The 19,133-nt window shown below is 73.8% G+C and carries 16 protein-coding genes; 3 read left to right on the top strand and 13 right to left on the bottom strand.

Going from position 1 to position 19,133, the window contains the following annotated elements; translation table 11 throughout:
• Positions 1-11: 11 nt before the first annotated feature.
• Genes ligD through IGS69_RS28875 form a run of 3 tightly spaced genes read right to left on the bottom strand, consistent with a single transcriptional unit; the run spans position 12 to position 4,398 of the window.
• Positions 12-941 carry a non-homologous end-joining DNA ligase gene (gene ligD / locus IGS69_RS28885; protein ID WP_190903406.1) on the bottom strand — a complete coding sequence of 310 codons (930 nt, stop codon included), beginning with the start codon at positions 939-941 and terminating at the stop codon, positions 12-14.
• The gene (locus IGS69_RS28880; RefSeq protein ID WP_190903405.1) at positions 938-2,785 is read right to left on the bottom strand and encodes a transketolase; all 1,848 of its coding nucleotides are present in this window, start codon (positions 2,783-2,785) and stop codon (positions 938-940) included. Before IGS69_RS28880 ends, ligD begins: the two co-directional genes overlap by 4 nt.
• Positions 2,782-4,398 (bottom strand): NAD(P)/FAD-dependent oxidoreductase, encoded by a 1,617-nt coding sequence (locus IGS69_RS28875; RefSeq protein ID WP_190903404.1) that lies wholly within the window; start codon positions 4,396-4,398, stop codon positions 2,782-2,784. Before IGS69_RS28875 ends, IGS69_RS28880 begins: the two co-directional genes overlap by 4 nt.
• Before the next feature lie 313 nt (positions 4,399-4,711).
• Here IGS69_RS28875 and IGS69_RS28870 point away from each other — a divergent pair, with 313 nt between their 5' ends.
• Positions 4,712-5,674: a TIGR03557 family F420-dependent LLM class oxidoreductase gene (locus tag IGS69_RS28870; RefSeq protein ID WP_190903403.1), complete on the top strand. Its 963-nt coding sequence runs from the start codon at positions 4,712-4,714 to the stop codon at positions 5,672-5,674.
• Between the two features lie 86 nt (positions 5,675-5,760).
• Entirely contained in the window at positions 5,761-6,150 is a 390-nt protein-coding gene (locus IGS69_RS28865; protein ID WP_232543807.1) for a GatB/YqeY domain-containing protein, read from the top strand.
• Positions 6,151-6,154: 4 nt separating this feature from the next.
• Here IGS69_RS28865 and IGS69_RS28860 read toward each other — a convergent pair whose 3' ends face one another.
• Together IGS69_RS28860 and IGS69_RS28855 are read right to left on the bottom strand one after the other, a co-directional pair.
• Positions 6,155-7,186, bottom strand: coding sequence for an SDR family oxidoreductase (locus IGS69_RS28860; RefSeq protein ID WP_385862783.1), 1,032 nt, complete (start codon positions 7,184-7,186; stop codon positions 6,155-6,157).
• A gap of 6 nt (positions 7,187-7,192) precedes the next feature.
• On the bottom strand, positions 7,193-7,672 hold the full coding sequence (locus IGS69_RS28855; protein WP_190903402.1) for a phage holin family protein: 480 nt from the start codon (positions 7,670-7,672) through the stop codon (positions 7,193-7,195).
• A gap of 48 nt (positions 7,673-7,720) precedes the next feature.
• Here IGS69_RS28855 and IGS69_RS28850 point away from each other — a divergent pair, with 48 nt between their 5' ends.
• Complete coding sequence (locus IGS69_RS28850) at positions 7,721-8,068, top strand: VOC family protein (protein WP_107453794.1); 348 nt, start codon at positions 7,721-7,723, stop codon at positions 8,066-8,068.
• Between the two features lie 15 nt (positions 8,069-8,083).
• Here the strand turns inward: IGS69_RS28850 and IGS69_RS28845 are convergent, their stop codons facing one another.
• The 8 genes from IGS69_RS28845 to IGS69_RS28810 all read right to left on the bottom strand — a co-directional run bounded on the left by IGS69_RS28845 (position 8,084) and on the right by IGS69_RS28810 (position 19,116).
• A complete protein-coding gene (locus IGS69_RS28845) occupies positions 8,084-8,644 on the bottom strand; it encodes a GNAT family N-acetyltransferase (protein WP_190903401.1) in 561 nt (186 codons plus the stop codon).
• A 43-nt stretch (positions 8,645-8,687) separates the two neighbouring features.
• Positions 8,688-10,529, bottom strand: a complete 1,842-nt coding sequence (locus IGS69_RS28840; RefSeq protein WP_190903400.1) for a CocE/NonD family hydrolase — start codon at positions 10,527-10,529, stop codon at positions 8,688-8,690.
• A gap of 73 nt (positions 10,530-10,602) precedes the next feature.
• Entirely contained in the window at positions 10,603-11,535 is a 933-nt protein-coding gene (locus tag IGS69_RS28835) for a S66 peptidase family protein (protein WP_190903399.1), read from the bottom strand.
• Positions 11,532-13,496 carry a prolyl oligopeptidase family serine peptidase gene (locus tag IGS69_RS28830; RefSeq protein ID WP_190903398.1) on the bottom strand — a complete coding sequence of 655 codons (1,965 nt, stop codon included), beginning with the start codon at positions 13,494-13,496 and terminating at the stop codon, positions 11,532-11,534. Before IGS69_RS28830 ends, IGS69_RS28835 begins: the two co-directional genes overlap by 4 nt.
• Positions 13,497-13,500: 4 nt before the next feature.
• The gene (locus IGS69_RS28825) at positions 13,501-14,814 is read right to left on the bottom strand and encodes a M20/M25/M40 family metallo-hydrolase (protein ID WP_190903397.1); all 1,314 of its coding nucleotides are present in this window, start codon (positions 14,812-14,814) and stop codon (positions 13,501-13,503) included.
• Positions 14,807-15,640, bottom strand: a complete 834-nt coding sequence (locus IGS69_RS28820) for a M55 family metallopeptidase (protein WP_190903396.1) — start codon at positions 15,638-15,640, stop codon at positions 14,807-14,809. Before IGS69_RS28820 ends, IGS69_RS28825 begins: the two co-directional genes overlap by 8 nt.
• Before the next feature lie 188 nt (positions 15,641-15,828).
• The gene (locus IGS69_RS28815) at positions 15,829-16,554 is read right to left on the bottom strand and encodes a class I SAM-dependent methyltransferase (RefSeq protein WP_190903395.1); all 726 of its coding nucleotides are present in this window, start codon (positions 16,552-16,554) and stop codon (positions 15,829-15,831) included.
• Positions 16,555-16,677: 123 nt separating this feature from the next.
• The gene (locus IGS69_RS28810) at positions 16,678-19,116 is read right to left on the bottom strand and encodes an ATP-binding SpoIIE family protein phosphatase (protein ID WP_385862857.1); all 2,439 of its coding nucleotides are present in this window, start codon (positions 19,114-19,116) and stop codon (positions 16,678-16,680) included.
• Between the last annotated feature and the right edge of the window lie 17 nt (positions 19,117-19,133).

Below are 19,133 nucleotides of genomic sequence, written 5' to 3'. Positions count from 1 at the left end.
CCGGCGGGGTCTCAGCCGCGCAGGGCGTTCAGCCGCCGCCGGGCCGGTCCCAGCGCCCGGCCGCGGCTCAGCAGGCCTGACCAGGGGTTGGTGCGGGCCTGCTCGACGGCGTCGGCGATGGTCCAGCGGCGGGCGTGCAGCTCCGGGTCGTCCAGCCGGTCCCAGCCGATGGGGGTGGCCACGGGGGCGCCGGGGCGGGGCCGGACCGTGTAGGGCGCGACGGCGGTCTGGGCGTAGGCGTTGCGCTGGATGTCGAGGTAGAGCCGCTCCCCGCGCTCCTTCTTGCGGGCGGCGGTGGTGAGCCGGTCGGGGTGGGCGCCGGCGAGGGTGTCGGCGACGTCCCGGGCGAAGGCGCGCACCTCGTCGAAGTCGTGCCGGCCGCCCAGCGGCACGATGACGTGGAGCCCGCGCGAGCCCGTGGTCATCAGCGCCGAGGGCAGCTCCAGCTCGTCGAGCAGCTCCCCGAGCAGCCGGGCGGCCTCGCGTACGGCCTCGAAGTCGTCCCCAGGGGGGTCGAGGTCGAAGACCAGCCGGTCGGGGTGGTGGATCCGGTCGGCGCGGGACAGCCAGCGGTGCAGGGTGATGGTCGCCTGGTCGGCCAGGTAGAGGAGGGTGGCGGTGTCGTTGCAGACGGTGTGCCGGACGGTGCCGCCCTCCTTGGCCAGCTCGACGCGCTCGATCCACTCGGGGTAGTGGTCCGGGGTGTTCTTCTGCATGAACGTCGGGCCGTCGATGCCGTCCGGGTGCCTCTCCAGCATCAGCGGCCGGCCGCGCAGGTGCGGCAGCATGAAGGGCGCGACGGCCCGGTAGTAGTCCACCAGGTCGGCCTTGGTGTACTCCTTGGCGTCGCCGCCGCCGGGGAAGAGCACCTTGTCCGGCCGGTGCACCTCCACCGTGCGGCGGCCCGCCCGCACCCTGCGCGTAGCGTCGCCGCCGCTCACCGCACGACCGCCTCCTCCACCAGCAGCCGCCCGGCCGCCGCGATGGACTCCGCGTCGATGCCCGCGGCGCGCAGCTGCTCCTCCGGGGACGCCGAGCCCGGCATGCTCCGCACGCCGAGCCGCACCAGGCGCGGTACGGGGCGTCCGTCGGTGAAGGCGTCCAGGACCGCGTCCCCGATGCCGCCCTCGGGGTGGTGGTCCTCCACGGTGACCAGGCAGCCGGTCTCCTCGGCGGCCCGGCGCAGGGTGGGCCGGTCGACGGGCTTCACGGAGTACAGGTCGATCACCCGTACCGCGATGCCCTCCTGCTCCAGGGCCCCGGCGGCGGCCAGTGCCTCGTGCACGGTGACGCCCGCGGCGACGAGGGTCAGCCGGTCCTGGCCGGAGGAGCGCAGCACCTTGCTGCCGCCGACCGGGAACTCCTCGTCGGGGGCGTAGATCACCGGGCTCTCGCCGCGCGAGGTGCGCAGGTAGCGGACGCCCTCCAGGCCGGCCATCGCGCCGACGAGCCGCGCGGTCTGGTTGGCGTCGCAGGGGTACAGCACGGTCGAGCCGTGCACCGCCCGCATCATCGCCAGGTCCTCCAGGCCCATCTGGCTGGGCCCGTCCTCGCCGATGGCGACGCCCGCGTGCGAACCGACGAGGTTGATGCCGGCGCCGCTGACGGACGCCATCCGCACGAAGTCGTAGGCCCGGGTCAGGAACGCCGCGAACGTGGCGGCGTACGGCACCCAGCCGCGGGACGCGAGGCCGACGGCCGAGGCGACCAGCTGCTGCTCGGCGATGTAGCACTCGAAATAGCGGTCGGGGTGTTCCTTGGCGAAGAACTCGGCGCGGGTGGAGTCGCCCACCTCGCCGTCCAGCGCGACGATGTCGCCGCGGCCGGTACCGAGGGCGGCGAGCGCCTCGCCGAAGGCGTTGCGGGTGGCGACCTCCTCGCCCTTGTCCCACCTGGGGAGTTCGAAGTTCCCGGTGTGGACGGAGTGCAGGAGGCGGGCGGCGGGCGGCTCCTGTACCCGGACGCGGATGTCGCGCGGGCCGCCGAGTTCGGCGATCGCCTCCTCGGCGTCCGGCAGCGGCTTGCCGTGCAGGCCCTCGCGGTCCTGGACGCCCTCGACGCCCTTGCCCTTGAGGGTGCGGGCGAGGATGGCGGTGGGCTGGCCCTTGGTGGAGGCGGCCTCTCCGTACGCGCGGTCGATGGCGTCCACGTCGTGGCCGTCGACCTCGATGGTGTGCCAGTCGAAGGCCTGGAAGCGCCGGGCGTAGGCGTCCAGGTCGTGGCCGTGCCGGGTGGGGCCGCGCTGGCCGAGCCGGTTGACGTCGACGATCACGGTGAGGTTGTCCAGGTGCTCGTACGCGGCGTGCTCGGCGGCCTCCCACACGGATCCCTCGGCCAGCTCGCTGTCGCCGCACAGCACCCAGGTGCGGTAGCCGGTGCGGTCGAGCCGCTTGCCGGCCAGCGCGATGCCGACCCCGACGGGCAGGCCCTGCCCGAGCGAGCCGGTGGCCGTCTCGACCCACGGCAGGCGCTGCGGAGTGGGGTGCCCCTCGAGGCGGCTGCCCAGCTTGCGGAAGGTGAGGAGCTCTTCGTCGTCGATGGCGCCGGCCGCCTTGTACGCGGAGTACAGCAGCGGGGAGGCGTGGCCCTTGGAGAGGACGAAGCGGTCGTTGCCGGGGTGGGCGGGGCGGTCGAAGTCGTAGCGGAGGTGGTTCGCGAGCAGGACGGCCATCAGGTCGGCCGCGGACATCGAGGACGTCGGGTGCCCGGAGCCCGCCGCGGCGGCGGCGCGGACACTGTCCACCCGCAGCTGCTGTCCGAGGTCGGTGAGTTCACCGGTGTTCATGAGTCTCCTTTCGAGGAGTCGTCGTCCGGGACGTCGGTTCGTTTGACGGGGCCGGGGGCGGGGTGGCCAGGAGGCGGATGGCCGGGCGCGGGTGCGGGGGCGGGCTGGTTCTTGGCGGGCTCACCACCGGGTTGGTTCTTCGCGGGCTCACCACCGGGCTGCCCCTTCGTGGGCTCATCGTGGGGCCGGGACCGGCCCGGCCCTCCGGTGCCGGTGTCCCCGTCGCCGGCGTCCCCGCCGCCGGGCTCGGCCGCGAGCGTCGCGCCCGGCCCGGCCCGGGCGCTCGCGTCCAGCCGCTCCCCGGGCCCGCCCGGCACCCGGGGCACCTCGGGCGACGACGTGTCCAGCGGCACCGACCAGGACCGTACGAGCCCCAACTGCACGGCCTGGCGCGGAAGTACCGCGTCGAGCAGCCAGTCGGCGGCGACCCGGACGCGGTTGCCGGGCATCGCGGCGAGATGGTAGGCGCGGGTCACGACCCCCGCCGGTACGCCGGACAGGGTCACGCCGAGCGGGTTGGCGGCGGCCTTCGCCCCGCCCAGGTCGACGACGAAGCCGAGATCACGGTGGCGGTACGGCCTGCGCGCACCGCCGAGACCGAGTGACGCGGCGATGTTCTCCGCCGCGACCTTGCCGTGCCGCCAGGCGTGCTGCGCGGTCATGGGCGTGTAGCTCCCCGGTTTCTCCAGGTCGGGCACCGCGGCCACGTCCCCGCAGGCGAACAGCTCCGGCCGGCCCGGCACCCGCAGATGCGGGTCGACCAGCAGCCGCCCCCGCTCCATGGGCAGCCCGAGGGACTCCACCAGCGGGTCGGGACGCACGCCCACGCACCACACCAGCGTCCGGGTCTCGACGAACTCGCCGTCGGTCAGCAGGACCCCGTCGTGCGTGGCCTCCTTCACCGAGGTCCCCATGCGTACGTCCACGCCCCGCTGCCGCAGCACCCGGTCGGCGGTGGCGGACAGCCTCTCGTCCATCTCGGGCAGCACCCGCTTGGCCACGTCCAGCAGCATCCAGCGCGGCCGCATGCCCCGCCGCAGCGGGTGCTTGCGCACCTGCGCGTCGGTGAACAGCTGCCCGTGCGCGGCGACCTCGGTCCCGGTGTATCCCGCGCCGACCACGACGAAGGTGCACCGCGCGGCGCACGTCCCGGGATCGTCCGAGGCCGCGGCGAGTTCCACCTGCCGGGTCACGTGGTCGCGCAGGTACAGCGCCTCGGGAAGACCGCGGAAGCCGTGTGCGTGCTCGGCGACGCCGGGGATCGGCAGCAGTTTGTTGACGCTGCCCGCGGCGAGCACCAGCCGGTCGTAGGCGAGGGTGCCGCCCTCGCCCTCCGGGCCGGTGTAGTGCAGGGTGCGGTCGTCGAGGTCGATCCGGTCGGCTTCGCCCAGCACCAGCCGGACGTCCGGCAGCGTGTCCGAGAGGGAGACCGTGACCCGGCGCGGCTCCAGGATGCCGGCGGCGACCTGGGGCAGCAGGGGCAGGTACAGGAAGTAGTCGGTCGGGTTCAGCACGGTGATGTGGGCCCGGCCCCGGGTGATGCGGGACAGGGTGCGGGCGGTGCGGTATCCGGCGAAGCCGGCACCGACGATCAGGATGCGGGGTCGACTCACGGTCGCTCGCCTCCGGCGCTGTCGCGTGGCTCGGGAGCCTTCCGCGTCCCCCTGGCCAGGGCGGCCAAACGTCGGCCCGGGCCCGCTCGCCCGCCCGCCGCCGTCCCCGCCGCACACCCGCCGCCGGTTCCCGGCCGCGCACGCATCGCCGTTCCCGCCGCGCACCCGTCGCCGTCCCCGCCGCACACCCGCCGCCGGTTCCCGGCCGCGCACGCATCGCCGTTCCCGCCGCGCACCCGTCGCCGGTTTCCGGCCGCGCGCCCGGGTACCCGGTGCGGGACACGGACCGCCGACGTCGCGGAGGCACTCCCCCATGCCCGAGTACGGCTACTTCCTCTCGTGCGAGCAGTACGGACCCGCCGAACTGATCGAGCAGGCGCGGATGGCCGAGCAGGCCGGCTTCCAGGCGCTGTGGATCTCGGACCACTACCACCCGTGGAACGACGAGCAGGGCCAGAGCCCGTTCGTGTGGTCGGTGATCGGCGCGCTGTCCGAGGCGGTGTCCCTGCCGGTCGAGACGGCGGTGACCTGTCCGACCGTGCGCATGCACCCGGCGGTGGTGGCGCACGCCGCGGCGACCAGCGCGGTGATGACGAACAACCGCTTCCGGCTCGGCGTCGGCTCCGGCGAGGCGCTCAACGAGCACATCCTGGGCGACCACTGGCCCCCGGCGCACGTCCGGCTGGAGATGCTGGAGGAGGCGATCCAGGTGATGCGCCGGCTGTTCACCGGCGAGGAGGTGAACCATCACGGGCCGCACTACACGGTCGAGAACGCCCGGCTGTACACGGTCCCGGACGAGCCGATCCCGATCGACATCTCCGGCTTCGGCCCCGCCGCGACGCAGCTCGCGTCCCGGGTGGGCGACGGCTACATCACCGTGACGCCGGACGAGGCGATGGTGGAGCAGTACCGCAAGGGCGGGGGCGGCGGAAAGCTCGTCAGCGGCGGCACCAAGGTCTGCTACGACACCGACAAGGACGAGGCCGTACGGACCGTCCACCGGCTCTGGGCCAACGAGCAGCTGCCGGGTGAGCTGGGCCAGGTGCTGCCCTCCCCCAAGCACTTCGAGCAGGCACAGCAGCTCGTCACCGAGGACATGGTGCGCCGGAACCGGGTGTGCGGCGACGACCTGGAGGAGCACGTGGCGGAGCTGAAGCAGTTCGCCGACGCGGGGTTCGACCGGGTCTACGTGAACCAGATCGGCCCGGACCTGCGCGGCTTCTTCGACTTCTACCGCACGAAGGTGCTGCCCCAGCTCCAGCAGTCCGGCTGACGTTCCCGAGCGGGGGGCGTGCCGGGTCGCCTAAAGTCGCCCGCATGTCTGTACGCCGTCGTATGCGTGACGCCCTGCCGGTAGCGATGCGGGCCCGGGACAAGGCCGCGGTGAGCGCCCTGCGCGGCACCCTGGCGGCACTGGACAACGCCGAGGCGGTGCCCGTCGGCACCGCGCCGCGCGCCGGCGCTCTGGAGGCCTCACCGGTCGGGGTCGGCGCCACCGAGGCGGCCCGGCGCGAGCTCGATGAGCGTGACGTGGCGGACATCGTGCGCGCCGAGGCGTCCGAACGGCTGGAGGCGGCCGCGCAGTTGACCGCGCCCGCGCACGCCGCCCGGGCCGAACGGCTCCGGGCGGAGGCGGCCGTGCTGCTGCGGTTCCTCGACACCGCCGAAGACGCGGCCGGGGACACGGCCGAGGACGTCGCGGGGGACACGGCCGAGGACACCGCCGAGGACATCGCCGCCGACGCGTGACGAACTAGCGGCGCGCCTGCCCCGCCAGTCCGCGGACCGCCAGGGCGCCCGCTGCCGCGGTGAGGGCCGCGCCCAGCCGGCCGCGGTTGCGCGACAGCCACTGCTGGGGGCCGCCGGCCGTGGACTCGTCGTCGAAACGCCCGTGCGCTCCGAAGTCCCGCCCGTGCGGGCCGTCCGCCGGGGACCAGAGGTTCGCGGGCCCCTCGGGCCGGCCCTCCTCCTGCTGGGCGTCGACGTTGGTGCGGGCCAGGTAGCGGTCCAGCAGTCCGGGTATCACGGCGTTGGCGAGGAGCGTGGCGGCCGTGGAGCCGCCCACCCAGTACTCCCGGCGCCGCGCGTGCGACGCCGCGTGCACGATCGCCCGGGCCGCGACCTCCGGCTGGTACACGGGCGCCACGGGCCGCGCCCGCCCGGGCATCCGGTTCAGCACCCAGTCGAACTGCGGGGTGTTGAGGCCCGGCAGCTGCACCATCGTCGTCCGTACCCCGCTGCGCGCGTGCAGCAGCTCGCAACGCAGCGACTCGTTGAACCCCTGGATCGCGTGCTTGGCCCCGCAGTACGCCGACTGCAGCGGAATGCCCCGGTAGGCGAGCGCGGAGCCGGCCTGCACGATCGTGCCGCGGTCGCGCGGCAGCATGTGCCGCAGGGCGGCCCGGGTGCCGAACACATAGCCCAGGTACGTCACTTCGGTGACGCGCCGGAACTCGTCCGGGTCGACTTCCGTGAACGGCGCGAACACGCCGGTGAAGGCGTTGTTGACCCAGACGTCGATGTGACCGTACGCGTCGACGACCTGCTGGGCGGCGGCGTCGACGGCCTTGGCGTCGGAAACGTCCACGCCGACGACGAGCGCCTCGCCCCCGGCGCGCTCCACGTCGTCCGCCGCCGCGGCGAGTCCCGCACGCCCTCGGGCCAGCAGGGCGACCCTGTCGCCGCGGGCGGCGAAGGCCCGGACGGTGGCCCGTCCGACTCCGCCGCTCGCTCCGGTCACCACGACCACACGGCCGCGCCTGCCCGGGGTTCCCGCCGTGCGCACCCGGCATCACGCCCCGCGGCGGGGGACGTCCGGGGCCTGTGACGGCCGCGGGGGCACGGGCCCCGGGGCGGCTGCGGCGGGCGGGGCCGGCGGCACGGGCGGCGGGTACGGCATGCCGCCGACGGTCCCGGCCGCGGTCTGACGGGCGCTGTCCGCGTCCGGTGCCGTACCGGCCGCGTGGTCCGCTCCCGGCCGGGAGGGCCGGGCCATGCCGCGCAGCACAAAGGCCAGGGCTCCCAGGATCACAGCGGTGATCAGCGCGGCCGCCCAGTCGGGCAGGCCGAGCGCGAGAGCCAGTCCCACGGCGAGTGCGAGGGCCGCGCCCGCGTACAGGGCGAGCGCGCCGGACGCGGCGTACAGCGCGGCCTTGCGGCGCTGCTTGCGCGTCTGCTCGCGCAGTTCGTCCCGCACGGTCTCGCGCGCCACCTGTGCCAGTTCGTCGACCAGGTGCTTGTCCAGATGCTCCAGGTGATCCAACGGCTTCATGCCCGGCCGGGTACCCGCGCCCCCTCGCGCGTAACTAGGCTCAGCCATATGGAGATTCTGGGTGCCACACTGCGCGTCTGCGTCGACGACCTCGAGACCGCGATCCCCTTCTACGAGCGGCTGGCGGGCGGCAGAGCCCAGCGCTTCGAGCGGGGAGGTGTCCAGGTGGCGGCCATCGGCTGCTTCCTGCTGATGAGCGGTCCCCCGGCCGAACTGGAGGTGCTGCGCAAGGTCGCCGCGACGATCGCCGTGACGGATGTCGAGGAGACCCACAAGGTGCTGACCGGACTGGGGGCCCACATCGTGGCGGGCCCGATCGCCTCACCGGCGGGCCGGAACCTGATCGCCCTGCATCCGGACGGCTCGGTCTACGAGTACGTGGACCGCCAGGCGTAGGCGTCGTCGCCGGGCTCAGTGCCGCCCCGGCGGGGTGATCATCTCGGTGGTGACGGCCCAGCGTTCGTGGTCGCGCCAGGCCCCGTCGACGAAGAGCATTTTCGGCGAGAAGCCCTCCAGCCGGAACCCGCAGGCGCGGGCCAGGGCGATCGACGCGGCGTTGCCCGGCTGGACGTTGATCTCCAGCCGGTGCAGCCGCATCGGGCCGAACGCGTACGTCACGACGAGGTCGAGAGCCTCGCGCATCAGCCCCCGCCCGGCGGCGTGCGCGAAGGCCCCGTAGCCCAGGGCGCCGGACTGGAAGCCGCCCTCGACGATGTTGTTGATGTTGATGAACCCGCCGATCGCCCCGTCGTTCTTCTCGCAGACCAGGAAGCCGGCCTTGGAGGGGTCCTCGATTAGCCGGCCCGCGTAGGCGGTGTAGGCCTGCGCCGTGGTGGGCGGGAAGAGCCAGGGCTGGTGCAGGTCCTTGCTCTCCCGGGCGCGGGCGGTGAACTCGGCACCGTCCCCGTAGGTGAAGTGGCGTATCCCCACCCGGGGGCCTTCGGCGAGGTGGCGGGATGCGTGGTGCGGCACCCCGCCACAGTAACCGTGCCACCCCGGTGTCCCCAGTCGGGCGTCAGGAGCCGGCGACCGGCAGCCGCAGCACTCCGGTGTCGCGCGGCCCGCTGACCACGGTCACCGGCTTGATCCCCCGGTTGCCGAAGTACGCGTCGTCACTCGCGGCGATCACGAACCGCAGCCGGTGGCCGGTCTCGTACCGGTGCACGATGCCGGGCAGGGTGACGGTGAAGCTCTTGGTGACGTCCGGGACACGCACCGGCGCGACCAGGCGGCGCACCAGGGTGCGGGTGCCGTCGGGGGCGACGTCGTACAGCTTGGCGAACAGGACGAGCTTGTCGGCGGCGTCGGTGGAGTTCTGGGTGTGCTCGGCCTTCGGGGAGACGACCTTGAGCGTGGCCCGGGGGGCGCCGACGACGTCGAGGGGGCGCTCGAGGGGCGCGCTGGTCCAGGCGAGGTAGGTGCCCTTGGTGTCGCGCGGCGGTGTGTCCGGCAGGCCGATGAGGCCGGAGAGTGAGCTCTCCGAATGGCTCGTGGGAGTCAGCCAGTTGGTGTAGCGGCGGCTGCCGCGGGTCACCTCGTCGCGGTGGTCGACGAGTTTCCCGTCACCGGAGAGGTACAGGGTGCGGCCGATGGCGGGGAGGCGGTTCGCGGTGGCGTAGGTGCGGTCGGGGTCGGTGATCCAGTCGCGGTGGTAGGCGAAGGCCGGTCCGGTGTCGACGTGGGTGCGCCCCCGCAGATGGCGGTCGAACCAGGCGAGGACGCGCCGGCCGACGTAGCTGGTCTCCAGATTGCCCTGGGCCAGGTCGAGTTCACCGGTGGCCGGGCCGGTGAGGCCGCCGCTGTGGCCCCAGGACTGCCAGATCATCTTGACGGGTGTGCCCTGGGCCTTGAGCGTCCGGTACGTCGCCGTGGCCTCGTTGAGGTTGAACAGGGTGTCGGCCTGCCCCTGGACCAGCAGGGTGGGCGTGCGGACGCGGTGGAGGTACGACACCGGGGAGACGCGGTGCGCGTAGGCCAGCAGCTCGGCGGTCCGGCCGGCCGGGTAGCTCCCGGAGTTGAGGGTGTGGACGGTCCGGCAGGCCTCGGTGACGAAGTGCAGGCAGGCCAGGGAGTTGATGCGGGACGGGTCGAGACTGGGCTCCAGCAGCGGCTGGCCCTCGCCGATGAGGTAGAAGCCGTTCGTCCACTGCCATTTGAAGACGCCGGGGACACCTCGGCTGCCGACGGCGTTGTTGGGGTCGAGCGAGTAGGCCAGGTCGTTCCAGGTGATCATCGGGACGAGCGCGTCGAGGCGGTGGTCGACGGCGGCGGTGGCGAGCTGGACGGCGCCGCCGTAGGAGCCGCCGATCATGCCGACGCGCGGGTCGCCCGGTGCGTCGCGGGTGACGAAGCCGGCGGTGGTTCCGTCGTCGGCGGCGCGGGTGCCTCCCAGGAAGTCGACCAACTGCGAGGCGGCGACGCCGTCGATGTCCGGGTCGTCGAGGGAGACGAGGCAGCCGCTGCGGCCGAAGCCGAGCCCGGAGTAGACGAGGGAGACGTAGCCGCGCTGGGCGAAGGCCTTGCCGATGGTGTCGGTCGAGCCGTCCGATTTGCTGCCGCCGAAGCCGTTCGTGCCGAGCACGGCGGGCGCCGGGTGGTCGCGGTCCACGCCGGCGGGACGGTACAGGTCGGCGTCGACGGTGCAGGTGCGGCCGCCCGCCCGCACGGTGAACTTCAGCGGCGTGACGGTGTAGGCGTCGGCGGCGGTCGCGGGCGGGGTGAGGGTGAGGGGCACGGCCAGGGCGGCGCCCAGAGCAAGAGCGAGGAGTGCGCGGGTTCTGGGCACGCGTCGGGACACACGGACCTCCACGGTGAGGGCAACCCGGATACCGACCAGTAGGTACCGGCCGGTTGTCATGGTGTGACACGTGTCAGGAGCCGTCAATCACCGAAACGAGGGTTTCTTGACAGGATTTCAGCAGCGGGCCCGCTCAGCTCAGGGCCGGTTCGTCCAGCGTCAACGTGCCCGTGCCAGCGTCCAGTTCGGCGCCGATCCCGAGGGGCATGGTCAGCGCGCCCTCCCCGTGTCCGAACCCGAACTCCTCCACGACCGGGACGCCGAGGCCGCCGAGCCGGTCGGCGAGCACCGTACGCAGCTCCCCGTACGGGCCGCACCCCGCCCAGGACCCGAGGACGATCCCGGCGACCCCGTCGAGCCAGCCGGTGCGCAGCAGTTGGGTGAGATACCGGTCGACGCGGTACGGGCTCTCGCCGATGTCCTCCATCAGCAACAGCCCGCCCCGCGCCCCCGGGAGGGCGTGCGGGGTGCCGAGGTCGCTCGCGAGCAGGCTGAGGCAGCCGCCCAGGGTGACGCCCCGGGCGCGGCCGGGGACCAGTGCGGTGCCGCCCGGGGGCACGGCCGTGACGGTCCGCACGGACTCCGGTTCGAAGAGCGTGGCACGCAGGTGCTCCTGGGCGCGGACGCTCTTGAGGAAGTCGACGCCGGCGGCCGCGGGTCCGTACAGGGTGACCAGGCCCAGACGGGTGGCGAAGGCCTGGTGCAGAACGGTGACGTCGCTGAACCCGGCGAAGACCTTCGGGCCGGCGACCCGCAGGGCGTCCCAGTCGAGCAGGTCGACCATGCGCTGCGCCCCGTAGCCGCCCCGGGCGCACAGCACGGCCGCGACGGAGGGATCGCACCAGGCGCTCTGGAGGTCGGCGGCGCGCTGCGCGTCCGTGCCGGCCAGGTAGTCCAACTGCCGGTGCCTGCCGAGCACATGGGGCGTGACCACGGGGTCGAGGTCCCAGCCGCGCAGGATGTCCAGCCCGGCCTGGAGCCGCTCCTCGGGCACCGGACCGCTGGGCGCGACGACGGCGACGCGGTCGCCGGGGGCGAGCCGGGGCGGTCGGACGAGCTGGTTCACTTGCTGAGCTCCAGAGTGGGGACGGCGGGGGGGTCCAGGCGGAACACCTGGGCGTAGAGGGAGAGTTCGGCCTCCAGGGCGCGCACCATGGTCTCCGCCCTGCGGAACCCGTGCCCCTCCCCCTCGAAGGCGAGGTACGCGTGCGGCACCTTGCGGCCCTCCAGCCGGGCCAGGAACCGCTCGCACTGCACGGGCGGGCAGATCACGTCGTCCAGGCCCTGGAGCAGCAGGAACGGCACGGTGAGGCGGTCGGCGTGGGCGGCGGGCGAGCGCTCCGCGTACCGGGCGGGCACCTCCTCGAGGGGCCCGATCAGACCCTCCAGGTACCGCGACTCGAAGTCGTGGGTCTCCCCGGTGCCCCAGCCGGTCAGGTCCAGGATCGGGTACTTGATGGTGCCGCAGGCGAAGACGTCGGTGGTGGTGAGCGAGGCGGCGGCGGTCCAGCCGCCCGCGCTGCCGCCCCGGACGGCCAGCCGGCCGCGGTCGGCGGTGCCCTCGTCGGCGAGGGCCAGCGCGACGGCGGCGCAGTCCTCGACGTCGACCACGCCCCACTGCTCGCGCAGCCGCTCGCGGTAGGGGCGGCCGTACCCGGTCGAGCCGCCGTAGTTCACTTCGGCGACTCCGATGCCGCGCGAGGTGAAGTAGGCGATCTCCAGGTCGAGCACGAGCGGCGCGCGGCCGGTGGGCCCGCCGTGCGCCCAGACGACGTAGGGCGGCAGCTCGTCGCCCGGCGCGACACAGCCGGGGTGGTGCGGCGGGTAGATGTGGGCGTGGATGTCGCGCCCGTCGGGGCCGGTGAAGGTGCGGATCTGCGGCTCGGGGTAGTACGCGGGGTCGACGGCGTCGTCGTGCTCGGCGCCGGCCACCCGCGCCCGGCCGGTACGGGCGTCCAGCTCGACGACCTCGTAGGCGCTGCGCGGGCTGGCGCCGACGGCGACGACCCGTTCGCCGTGGGCGGCGAGGGTGGGGGCGAACTCGGTCCAGGGTCCGGCCGCGTCGACGACCTCGCCGGTCTCGGGGTCCAGGATGCCGAGGGCGGTGGCGCCCCGGCCGTGCACGACGGCGATCAGACCGCTCTCCAGCGGCGTGAACCATCGCGATCCCAGCTTCCACAGGGCCCCGCCGAACTCCTCCTCGCGCGGGCACACCGGTTTCCCGTCGAGGTAGAGGTTCCACCAGCCGGTGCGGTCGCTCGCGTGCAGCAGGCGGCCGTCGTGGGTCCAGTCGGCCTGGGCGATGGCCTCGCCGGGCCCGCCGGCCACGGTCCGGGCGTCACGCAGGGTGCCGTCGGGGGCGAGGTCGGCGAGGAGCAGTTCGGTGCCGTCCCACGGCATGCGGGGATGGTCCCAGGCGAGCCAGGCGGCCCGCCGCCCGTCGGGCGAGAGCTTCGGTCCGGTCACGAACCGGTGCCGACCGTCGGTGAGTTCCCGTACCGCGTCCCGGTCCTCGGCGGCGGACCCGTCCAGCGGGACGGCGGCCAGGACGCGGCGTACGTCGGTGGGTCCGTCGCCGGTGAACTCCTCCAGGACGCACCACACTTCGCCCCGCTCGGGCAGTGGCAGCGGCTCGGCCCAGCGCAGGCCGGCACCGACGGAGGACACGGGGGTGAGCGGCCGGGGTTCGCCGCCCGGCGCGCAGCGGTACAGCCGCTGGTCGGCGAAGTTCACGAACACCACCAGCGGTCCGGTGTCTCCCGCGACGGCGGCCCACGGGTGCCCGCCGTACTCGATGACCCGGCTGCGCACGTTCCACGGCGCGGGCAGCAGCGGCTCCTCCCGGCCGTCGGCGTGCCGTCGCACCAGGGTGCGCCGGCCTCCCTCGGCGGGGCGCGGCTCGGTCCACCACACCTCGTCGCCGACGAACCCCACGTACTCCGGGTGCCCGTCGTGCGCGGCGGTCAGGGCCGCGTCGATGGGCGAGGGCCACGCCCCGTAGGCCAGCGTCCGCACCGTCTCCCCCACTCTCCTAGGCCGTCCGCAGGAACCGGTCGAGTACGCGGACACCGAAGTGCAGCGCCTCGACCGGTACCCGTTCGTCGACGCCGTGGAACATGGCCGCGTAGTCGTAGCCGTCCGGCAGCTTCAGCGGGGTGAAGCCGTAGCCGGTGATGCCGAGGCGGGAGAACTGCTTGGCGTCGGTCCCGCCGGACATGCAGAACGGCACCACGTGCCCCTCGGGCGCGAACTCCTCGATGGCGGCCCGCATGCCCGCGAAGGCCGCCGAGTCCACCGGCGACTCCAGGGCGACCTCGCGGTGGTGGAACTCCCAGTCCACGTCCGGCCCGGTGAGCCGGTCGAGGGTGCTGCGGAACTCCTCCTCGCCGCCGGGCATGTACCGGCCGTCCACGTGCGCGACGGCCTCGCCGGGAATGACGTTGACCTTGTAACCGGCGTCCAGCATGGTCGGGTTGGTGCTGTTGCGCAGGGTCGGCTCGACGAGCTTCGCGGCGGGACCGAGCTTCTCCAGCAGCGCGTCCACGTCGGTGAGGTCGCTCTCGATGCCGTAGAGCGCGGCGAGTTCGGTGAGGGCGGCGCGCACGGTCGGGGTCAGTCTGAGCGGCCATTCGTGCGCGCCGATCCGCGCGATCGCGCCCGCGAGGCGGGTCACGGCGTTGTCGCGGTTGACCTTGGAGCCGTGCCCGGCGCGCCCGCGGGCGGTGAGCTTCAGCCAGGCGGTGCCGCGTTCCCCGGCCGCGATCGGGTAGATCTGCCGCCCGCTGCCGTCGTGGAAGGTGAAGGCGCCCGACTCGCTGATGCCTTCGGTGCAGCCCTCGAACAGGCCGGGGTGCCGGTCGGCGAGGAACCCGGAGCCGTCCTCGGCGCTGGCCTCCTCGTCGGCGGTGAACGCGATGACGACGTCCCGGCGGGGGCGGACACCCTGCCGTGCCCAGCCGCGCACGACCGCCAGGATCATCGCGTCCATGTTCTTCATGTCGACGGCGCCGCGCCCCCAGACGACCCCGTCACGGATCTCCCCGGAGAACGGGTGCACGCTCCAGTCGGCGGCGGCCGCGGGCACGACGTCCAGGTGCCCGTGGAGCAGCAGGGCGCCGGCCGAGGGGTCGGTGCCCTCGATGCGGGCGACGACGTTGGTCCGCCCCTCGGTGCGCTCCAGCAGGGTCGGTTCGATCCCGGCGTCGGCGAGCCGGGCGGCGGCGTACTCGGCGGCGGGCCGCTCCCGGCAGTCGCCCCCGCCGCGGTTGGTGGTGTCGATCCGGATGAGGTCGGACGTGTACGTCACGACCTCGTCCAGCGCCTGGTCGTCCACCTGCTCAGCCATACTGCTCCTCCACCGCGGCCGAGACGATCGTGGTGACCGCCTTGAAGGCGCGGATGCCCTCGTACATGGTCCCGCTCGTGTACGCCACCTTCCGCTCCCCGATCCGTTCCACACCCGGGACGACGGTGGCGGCCATCGCCAGGTGCTCGGCGTCGAACTCGACGGCCACGGTGAACGGCCCTTCGTGCACGGGTTCGTGACGCACCGCCAGGGCGGCGGCCTCCTTGGCCGCCGCCCGGATGTCGGCCGCGGTGCGACCGGGCGTGCGGCACACGGCCGCGTAGCGCGACACATGGTCCTTCACCGCGACCTTCAGCGCCTCGGGCGCGTACCCGAGCGCGTCCTCGCAGGCGACGTCGTCGCCGGTGACCAGCACGACGGGCACGCCGTACTCGGCGACGACATGGGCGTTGAGCAGTCCCTCGCTCGCCCGTACGTCGTTCAGCCACACGCCCGTGATCGAGTTGGCGAGGTAGGTGTGCGCGAGGACGCCCTCCATGCCGGCGCCCGCGTGGTATCCGACGAACGCGATGCCGTCGATGTCGCCGTGCTGCACGCCCTCGACCATGGACAGCGCCTTGTGCCGGCCGGTGAGCATCTGGGCGCGGTCGTCGAGCTGCTCCAGCAACAGGTTGCGCATGGTGGAGTGCGCCTCGTTGATGATCACCTCGTCGGCGCCGCCGTCGTAGAAGCCGAGGACGGCGGCGTTGACGTCGGAGGTGAACAGCGACCGGCAGCGCTCCCACTGGGAGGCGCCCGGCACCACGTCGTCGGGCCAGGTGACGCCGGTGGCGCCCTCCATGTCGGCGCTGATGAGGATTCTCATGACGAGCCGTCCTGGGCGGAGATCTTCATGGTTCGTCACGTTACGCGCTGCGGGCGCAACGGGCTACGAGGTGGTCACCAACGGATCGGCAGGTCCGCGACGAGCGCCGAGAGGCGGTCGGCCAGGAGGCGGTGGTCGCGGCCACCAGCACATCCGTCGCTCACCGGACCGCGCCCCGGCCGCTCGCCTCAGGCCCTGCGCCCTGCCACCAGCCAGGTGGAGGGCAGTTCGATGCGCGTGCCGTCCGGGCGGTACTCCGTGGTCCTGAGCGGCAGCCGGCCGCTCGCCAGGACCGTGAGACCGGCCGAGCGAAGGTACTCGCGCACGGCCTCGTCCGAGACCTCGCCGGGAGTGAGGCCGTGCCGGAGGACCGGCGCGAGCTTGGACGGCGGGCCGTCCGGGCCGCCCGCCAGACCCGTCAGTACCTGCTTGGCGGCGCCCGAGAGCTCCACCAGGCAGGCCCGGCCCCGGTCCCCGACCAGCGTGGCGATCCCGTCGACCAGGGACTGCCGGTCGTCCGGCTCGCACTGGTGCAGGACGCCCCGCACATAGACGTTCGTGTCGCCGAGCTCCGCGTGCAGCGCCTGGACCTCTTCCTTCTCGGCGGCGTCCAGCTGCCGGTAGGTGGCCTGCCCCGCCGGGTCGCAGCGCCGGGCGTGGTCGAGGGCCGCGGCGGACAGGTCCACGCCCAGGACCCGCGGGAAGCGGTCGGCGAGATAGCGGGTCTGGGTGCCGTTGCCGCAGCCGAGGTCCACCATCGGCAGGGCGGGATCGGCCAGGTACGGCTCGAACAGGGCGAGATGCGGGCCCACGGTCAGGACCGCTTCCGCGTCCCAGAACACCGCCCCGGGATCTGCGGACGCCTCCTGCCAGAACGCCTCCCACGCCTCGCGGTACCGGCTCGTCACGCTCATGGCCCACTCCCCAGGGGTGCGAACGAATCCCGCCAAGCGGCGGGCGAGTACGGTGTATCGCGCCCCGGCCCCGGCCACAAGAACGCGACACGTACCTTCACGCCCCGTTCGAGGCGGGGGTGTTCAGCGGCGCGGCAGCGTCAGCTCGAACCACACCGTCTTGCCGGTCGTGGTCCGGCTGGTCCCCCACTCGCGGGACAGCGTGCTGACCACGCGCAGGCCGCGTCCCCCCTCGTCGAGCGGGCCCGCGCTGAGCAGGGTCGGCAGCTCGTGATCGTCGTCCTCCACCTCGCACAGCAGGGTGTCGCCGCGGATCAGGCGCAGGGCGACGGGCCGGGCGTGGGAGTGCCGCAGGGCGTTGGTGACGAGTTCGCCGGCCATCAGCTCGGCGGGCGCGACGAGTTGCGCCAGGCCCCAGTCGTGCAGTTGCTCGCGCACCGCCGCGCGGGCCCGGCTCGCCTCGGCCGGGTCGAGGGCGAGGCGCCATTCGGCCACGTCGTCCGGCTCGATGCCGCCCAGGCGGGCCATCAGCAGCGCCACGTCGTCCTTGCGGCCCCCGCGGCCCGCCTCTGAGAAGGTCGCAGCCAGGGCGCGGATGATGGTGTCGCAGGCGACGTCCATGGACGCCGCCGGGTGCGCGGCCGACTCGCAGAGCGTCGCGAGGCCCACCCCGATGTCCTCGCCGCGCACCTCGACCAGTCCGTCGGTGCACATCACCAGCCGGTCGCCGGGCTCGACGCGCACGCGTATCGCCTCGAAGGGCACTCCCCCGACGCCGATGGGCGCGCCCGTGGGGAGGTCCAGCAGTTCGCTGCGGCCGTCGGCGGCACGGACCAGGACGGGCGGGATGTGCCCGGCGTTGGCGAGGTGGAGTTCGCTCGCGATCGGGTCGTAGACGGCGTAGAGGCAGGTCGCGAGGTAGGTGTCGCCGAGGCGCTGGGCGAGGTCGTCGAGGTTGCGCAGCAGCTGGGCGGGCGGCAGGTCGAGCCCGGCCATGGTCTGGACGGCCGTGCGTAACTGGCCCATCATCGCCGCCGAGTTCAGGCCGTGGCCCATGACGTCGCCGACGACGAGGGCCGTGCGCCCGCCGTGCAGCTTCACCGCGTCGAACCAGTCGCCGCCGACCCGCCCGAGCAGCGTGCCCGGCAGATAGCGCGTGGCGATGTCACAGCCGGCCATGCGGGACGGGATGTGCGGGAGCATGCTGTCCTGGAGCGTCTCGGCGACGTTCTCCTGGAAGGTGTACATGCGCGCGTTGTCGAGCACGAGGCCCGCGCGGGCGGCGAGTTCGGCGCCGGTGACGCGGTCCATGTCGTTGAAGACGGCCCGCTCCGGGTGCCGCAGCAGGATCATGAAGCCGAGGACGACGTTGCGGGCCTTCAGCGGCACGACCAGCATCGAGCGGCCGGTGATGAGGGGCCGGATGTCGCGCTTGTCGAACTGCGCGGCGATGGCGTGCCCCATCTCCTCGCTGATGCGCGGCACGAGGACGGGTTCGCCGCTGGTCATGCACTGGAAGAACGGCGTGTGCGCCGGGAACGGCATGGCCTCGCCCACGGGGACGACGTCGTCCCAGCGGCCCGGTTCGTCGGTGTGCTCCAGGGCGACCCGGTGCCACATCGTGGTGGTGTCGGGCACACCGTCCTCGAAACCCTCGCCGGCGACGACCTGTTCCCGCAGATACGTCCCGGCGACATCGGTGAAGCGGGGCACGACGGCCCTGCTGACCTCGACGATCGTGCGGGACAGGTCGAGTGAGGTGCCGATGCGGCCGCTGACCTCGTTGAGGAACTCCAGGCGCTCACGGACGGCGGTGTACTCGAGGTCCTCGGCCTCGTCCCGCAGTTCCGCCGGCAGGGGTTCGCCGGCGGCCAGGGCCCGCGCGGCCCGTTCGCGGCGTGCCTTGCGTTCGGCGCGCCGGGCCACGCCCCAGTCGGGCGTCACGGGCACCCGGTCGTTCTGGCTGAACTCCAGGACCGGATAACCGAGTTCGAGGATCTGGGCGACGATGCGGGCGCTGTCGCCGACGCTCATGCTGGGCAGGATCTCGGGGAGGCGGCGGGCGAGGTCCTCCGCACCGGGGAAGTCGGTGTGCAGCGCGAAGGCGGGCGCGACCCGCTCGAACGGCCCGTCGCCGGCGCGCAGTCCCTCGGCGTCGGCGGCCAGCACGAGCAGCCGCTCGGGCCCGGGGCCCACCAGCGGGTAGGCCCACCACAGGACGTCGACGCGGCCGTCCCCGGAGGCGGTGAGCCGGGCGCGGCCCGCGGCCGGGTAGGACAGCCCGCGGTCGAGGGAGGATTCGAGGTCGGGGCCGAGACCGTCACCGGCGGTGTACGGGGTGGTGTCCTGTGCGTCGGGCAGGGCGCCGGAGACGGGCAGCAGGTCGAGGGCGGTGCGGCCGATCGCCTCGTGTTTGGGGACGCCGAACAGGCGCCGTGCGCCGCGGCTCCAGTGGGACACGAGGCCGTCGCGGTCGACCACGACGACGGCCAGGGGGACGCGGCCGGGCTCGGCGGGTTCGCTCACGGTGCCCTGCCCAGCCCTGTCGGTGCCATGGTCCACGGCCAGGCCCTCTCTCC

Source organism: Streptomyces tuirus (assembly GCF_014701095.1).
Classification (GTDB): domain Bacteria; phylum Actinomycetota; class Actinomycetes; order Streptomycetales; family Streptomycetaceae; genus Streptomyces; species Streptomyces tuirus.
This window is presented reverse-complemented; position numbering and strand designations above follow the sequence as displayed.

Excerpts from the sequence above, each read along its gene's own strand:
- IGS69_RS28820 (WP_190903396.1), bottom strand. The coding sequence starts at position 15,640 with ATGAGAATCCTCATCAGCGCCGACATGGAGGGCGCCACCGGCGTCACC.
- IGS69_RS28850 (WP_107453794.1), top strand. The coding sequence starts at position 7,721 with ATGGAGATTCTGGGTGCCACACTGCGCGTCTGCGTCGACGACCTCGAG.
- IGS69_RS28880 (WP_190903405.1), bottom strand. The coding sequence starts at position 2,785 with ATGAACACCGGTGAACTCACCGACCTCGGACAGCAGCTGCGGGTGGAC.
- IGS69_RS28825 (WP_190903397.1), bottom strand. The coding sequence starts at position 14,814 with ATGGCTGAGCAGGTGGACGACCAGGCGCTGGACGAGGTCGTGACGTAC.
- IGS69_RS28855 (WP_190903402.1), bottom strand. The coding sequence starts at position 7,672 with ATGAAGCCGTTGGATCACCTGGAGCATCTGGACAAGCACCTGGTCGAC.
- IGS69_RS28870 (WP_190903403.1), top strand. The coding sequence starts at position 4,712 with ATGCCCGAGTACGGCTACTTCCTCTCGTGCGAGCAGTACGGACCCGCC.
- IGS69_RS28865 (WP_232543807.1), top strand. The coding sequence starts at position 5,761 with ATGCGGGCCCGGGACAAGGCCGCGGTGAGCGCCCTGCGCGGCACCCTG.
- IGS69_RS28815 (WP_190903395.1), bottom strand. The coding sequence starts at position 16,554 with ATGAGCGTGACGAGCCGGTACCGCGAGGCGTGGGAGGCGTTCTGGCAG.
- IGS69_RS28840 (WP_190903400.1), bottom strand. The coding sequence starts at position 10,529 with ATGACAACCGGCCGGTACCTACTGGTCGGTATCCGGGTTGCCCTCACC.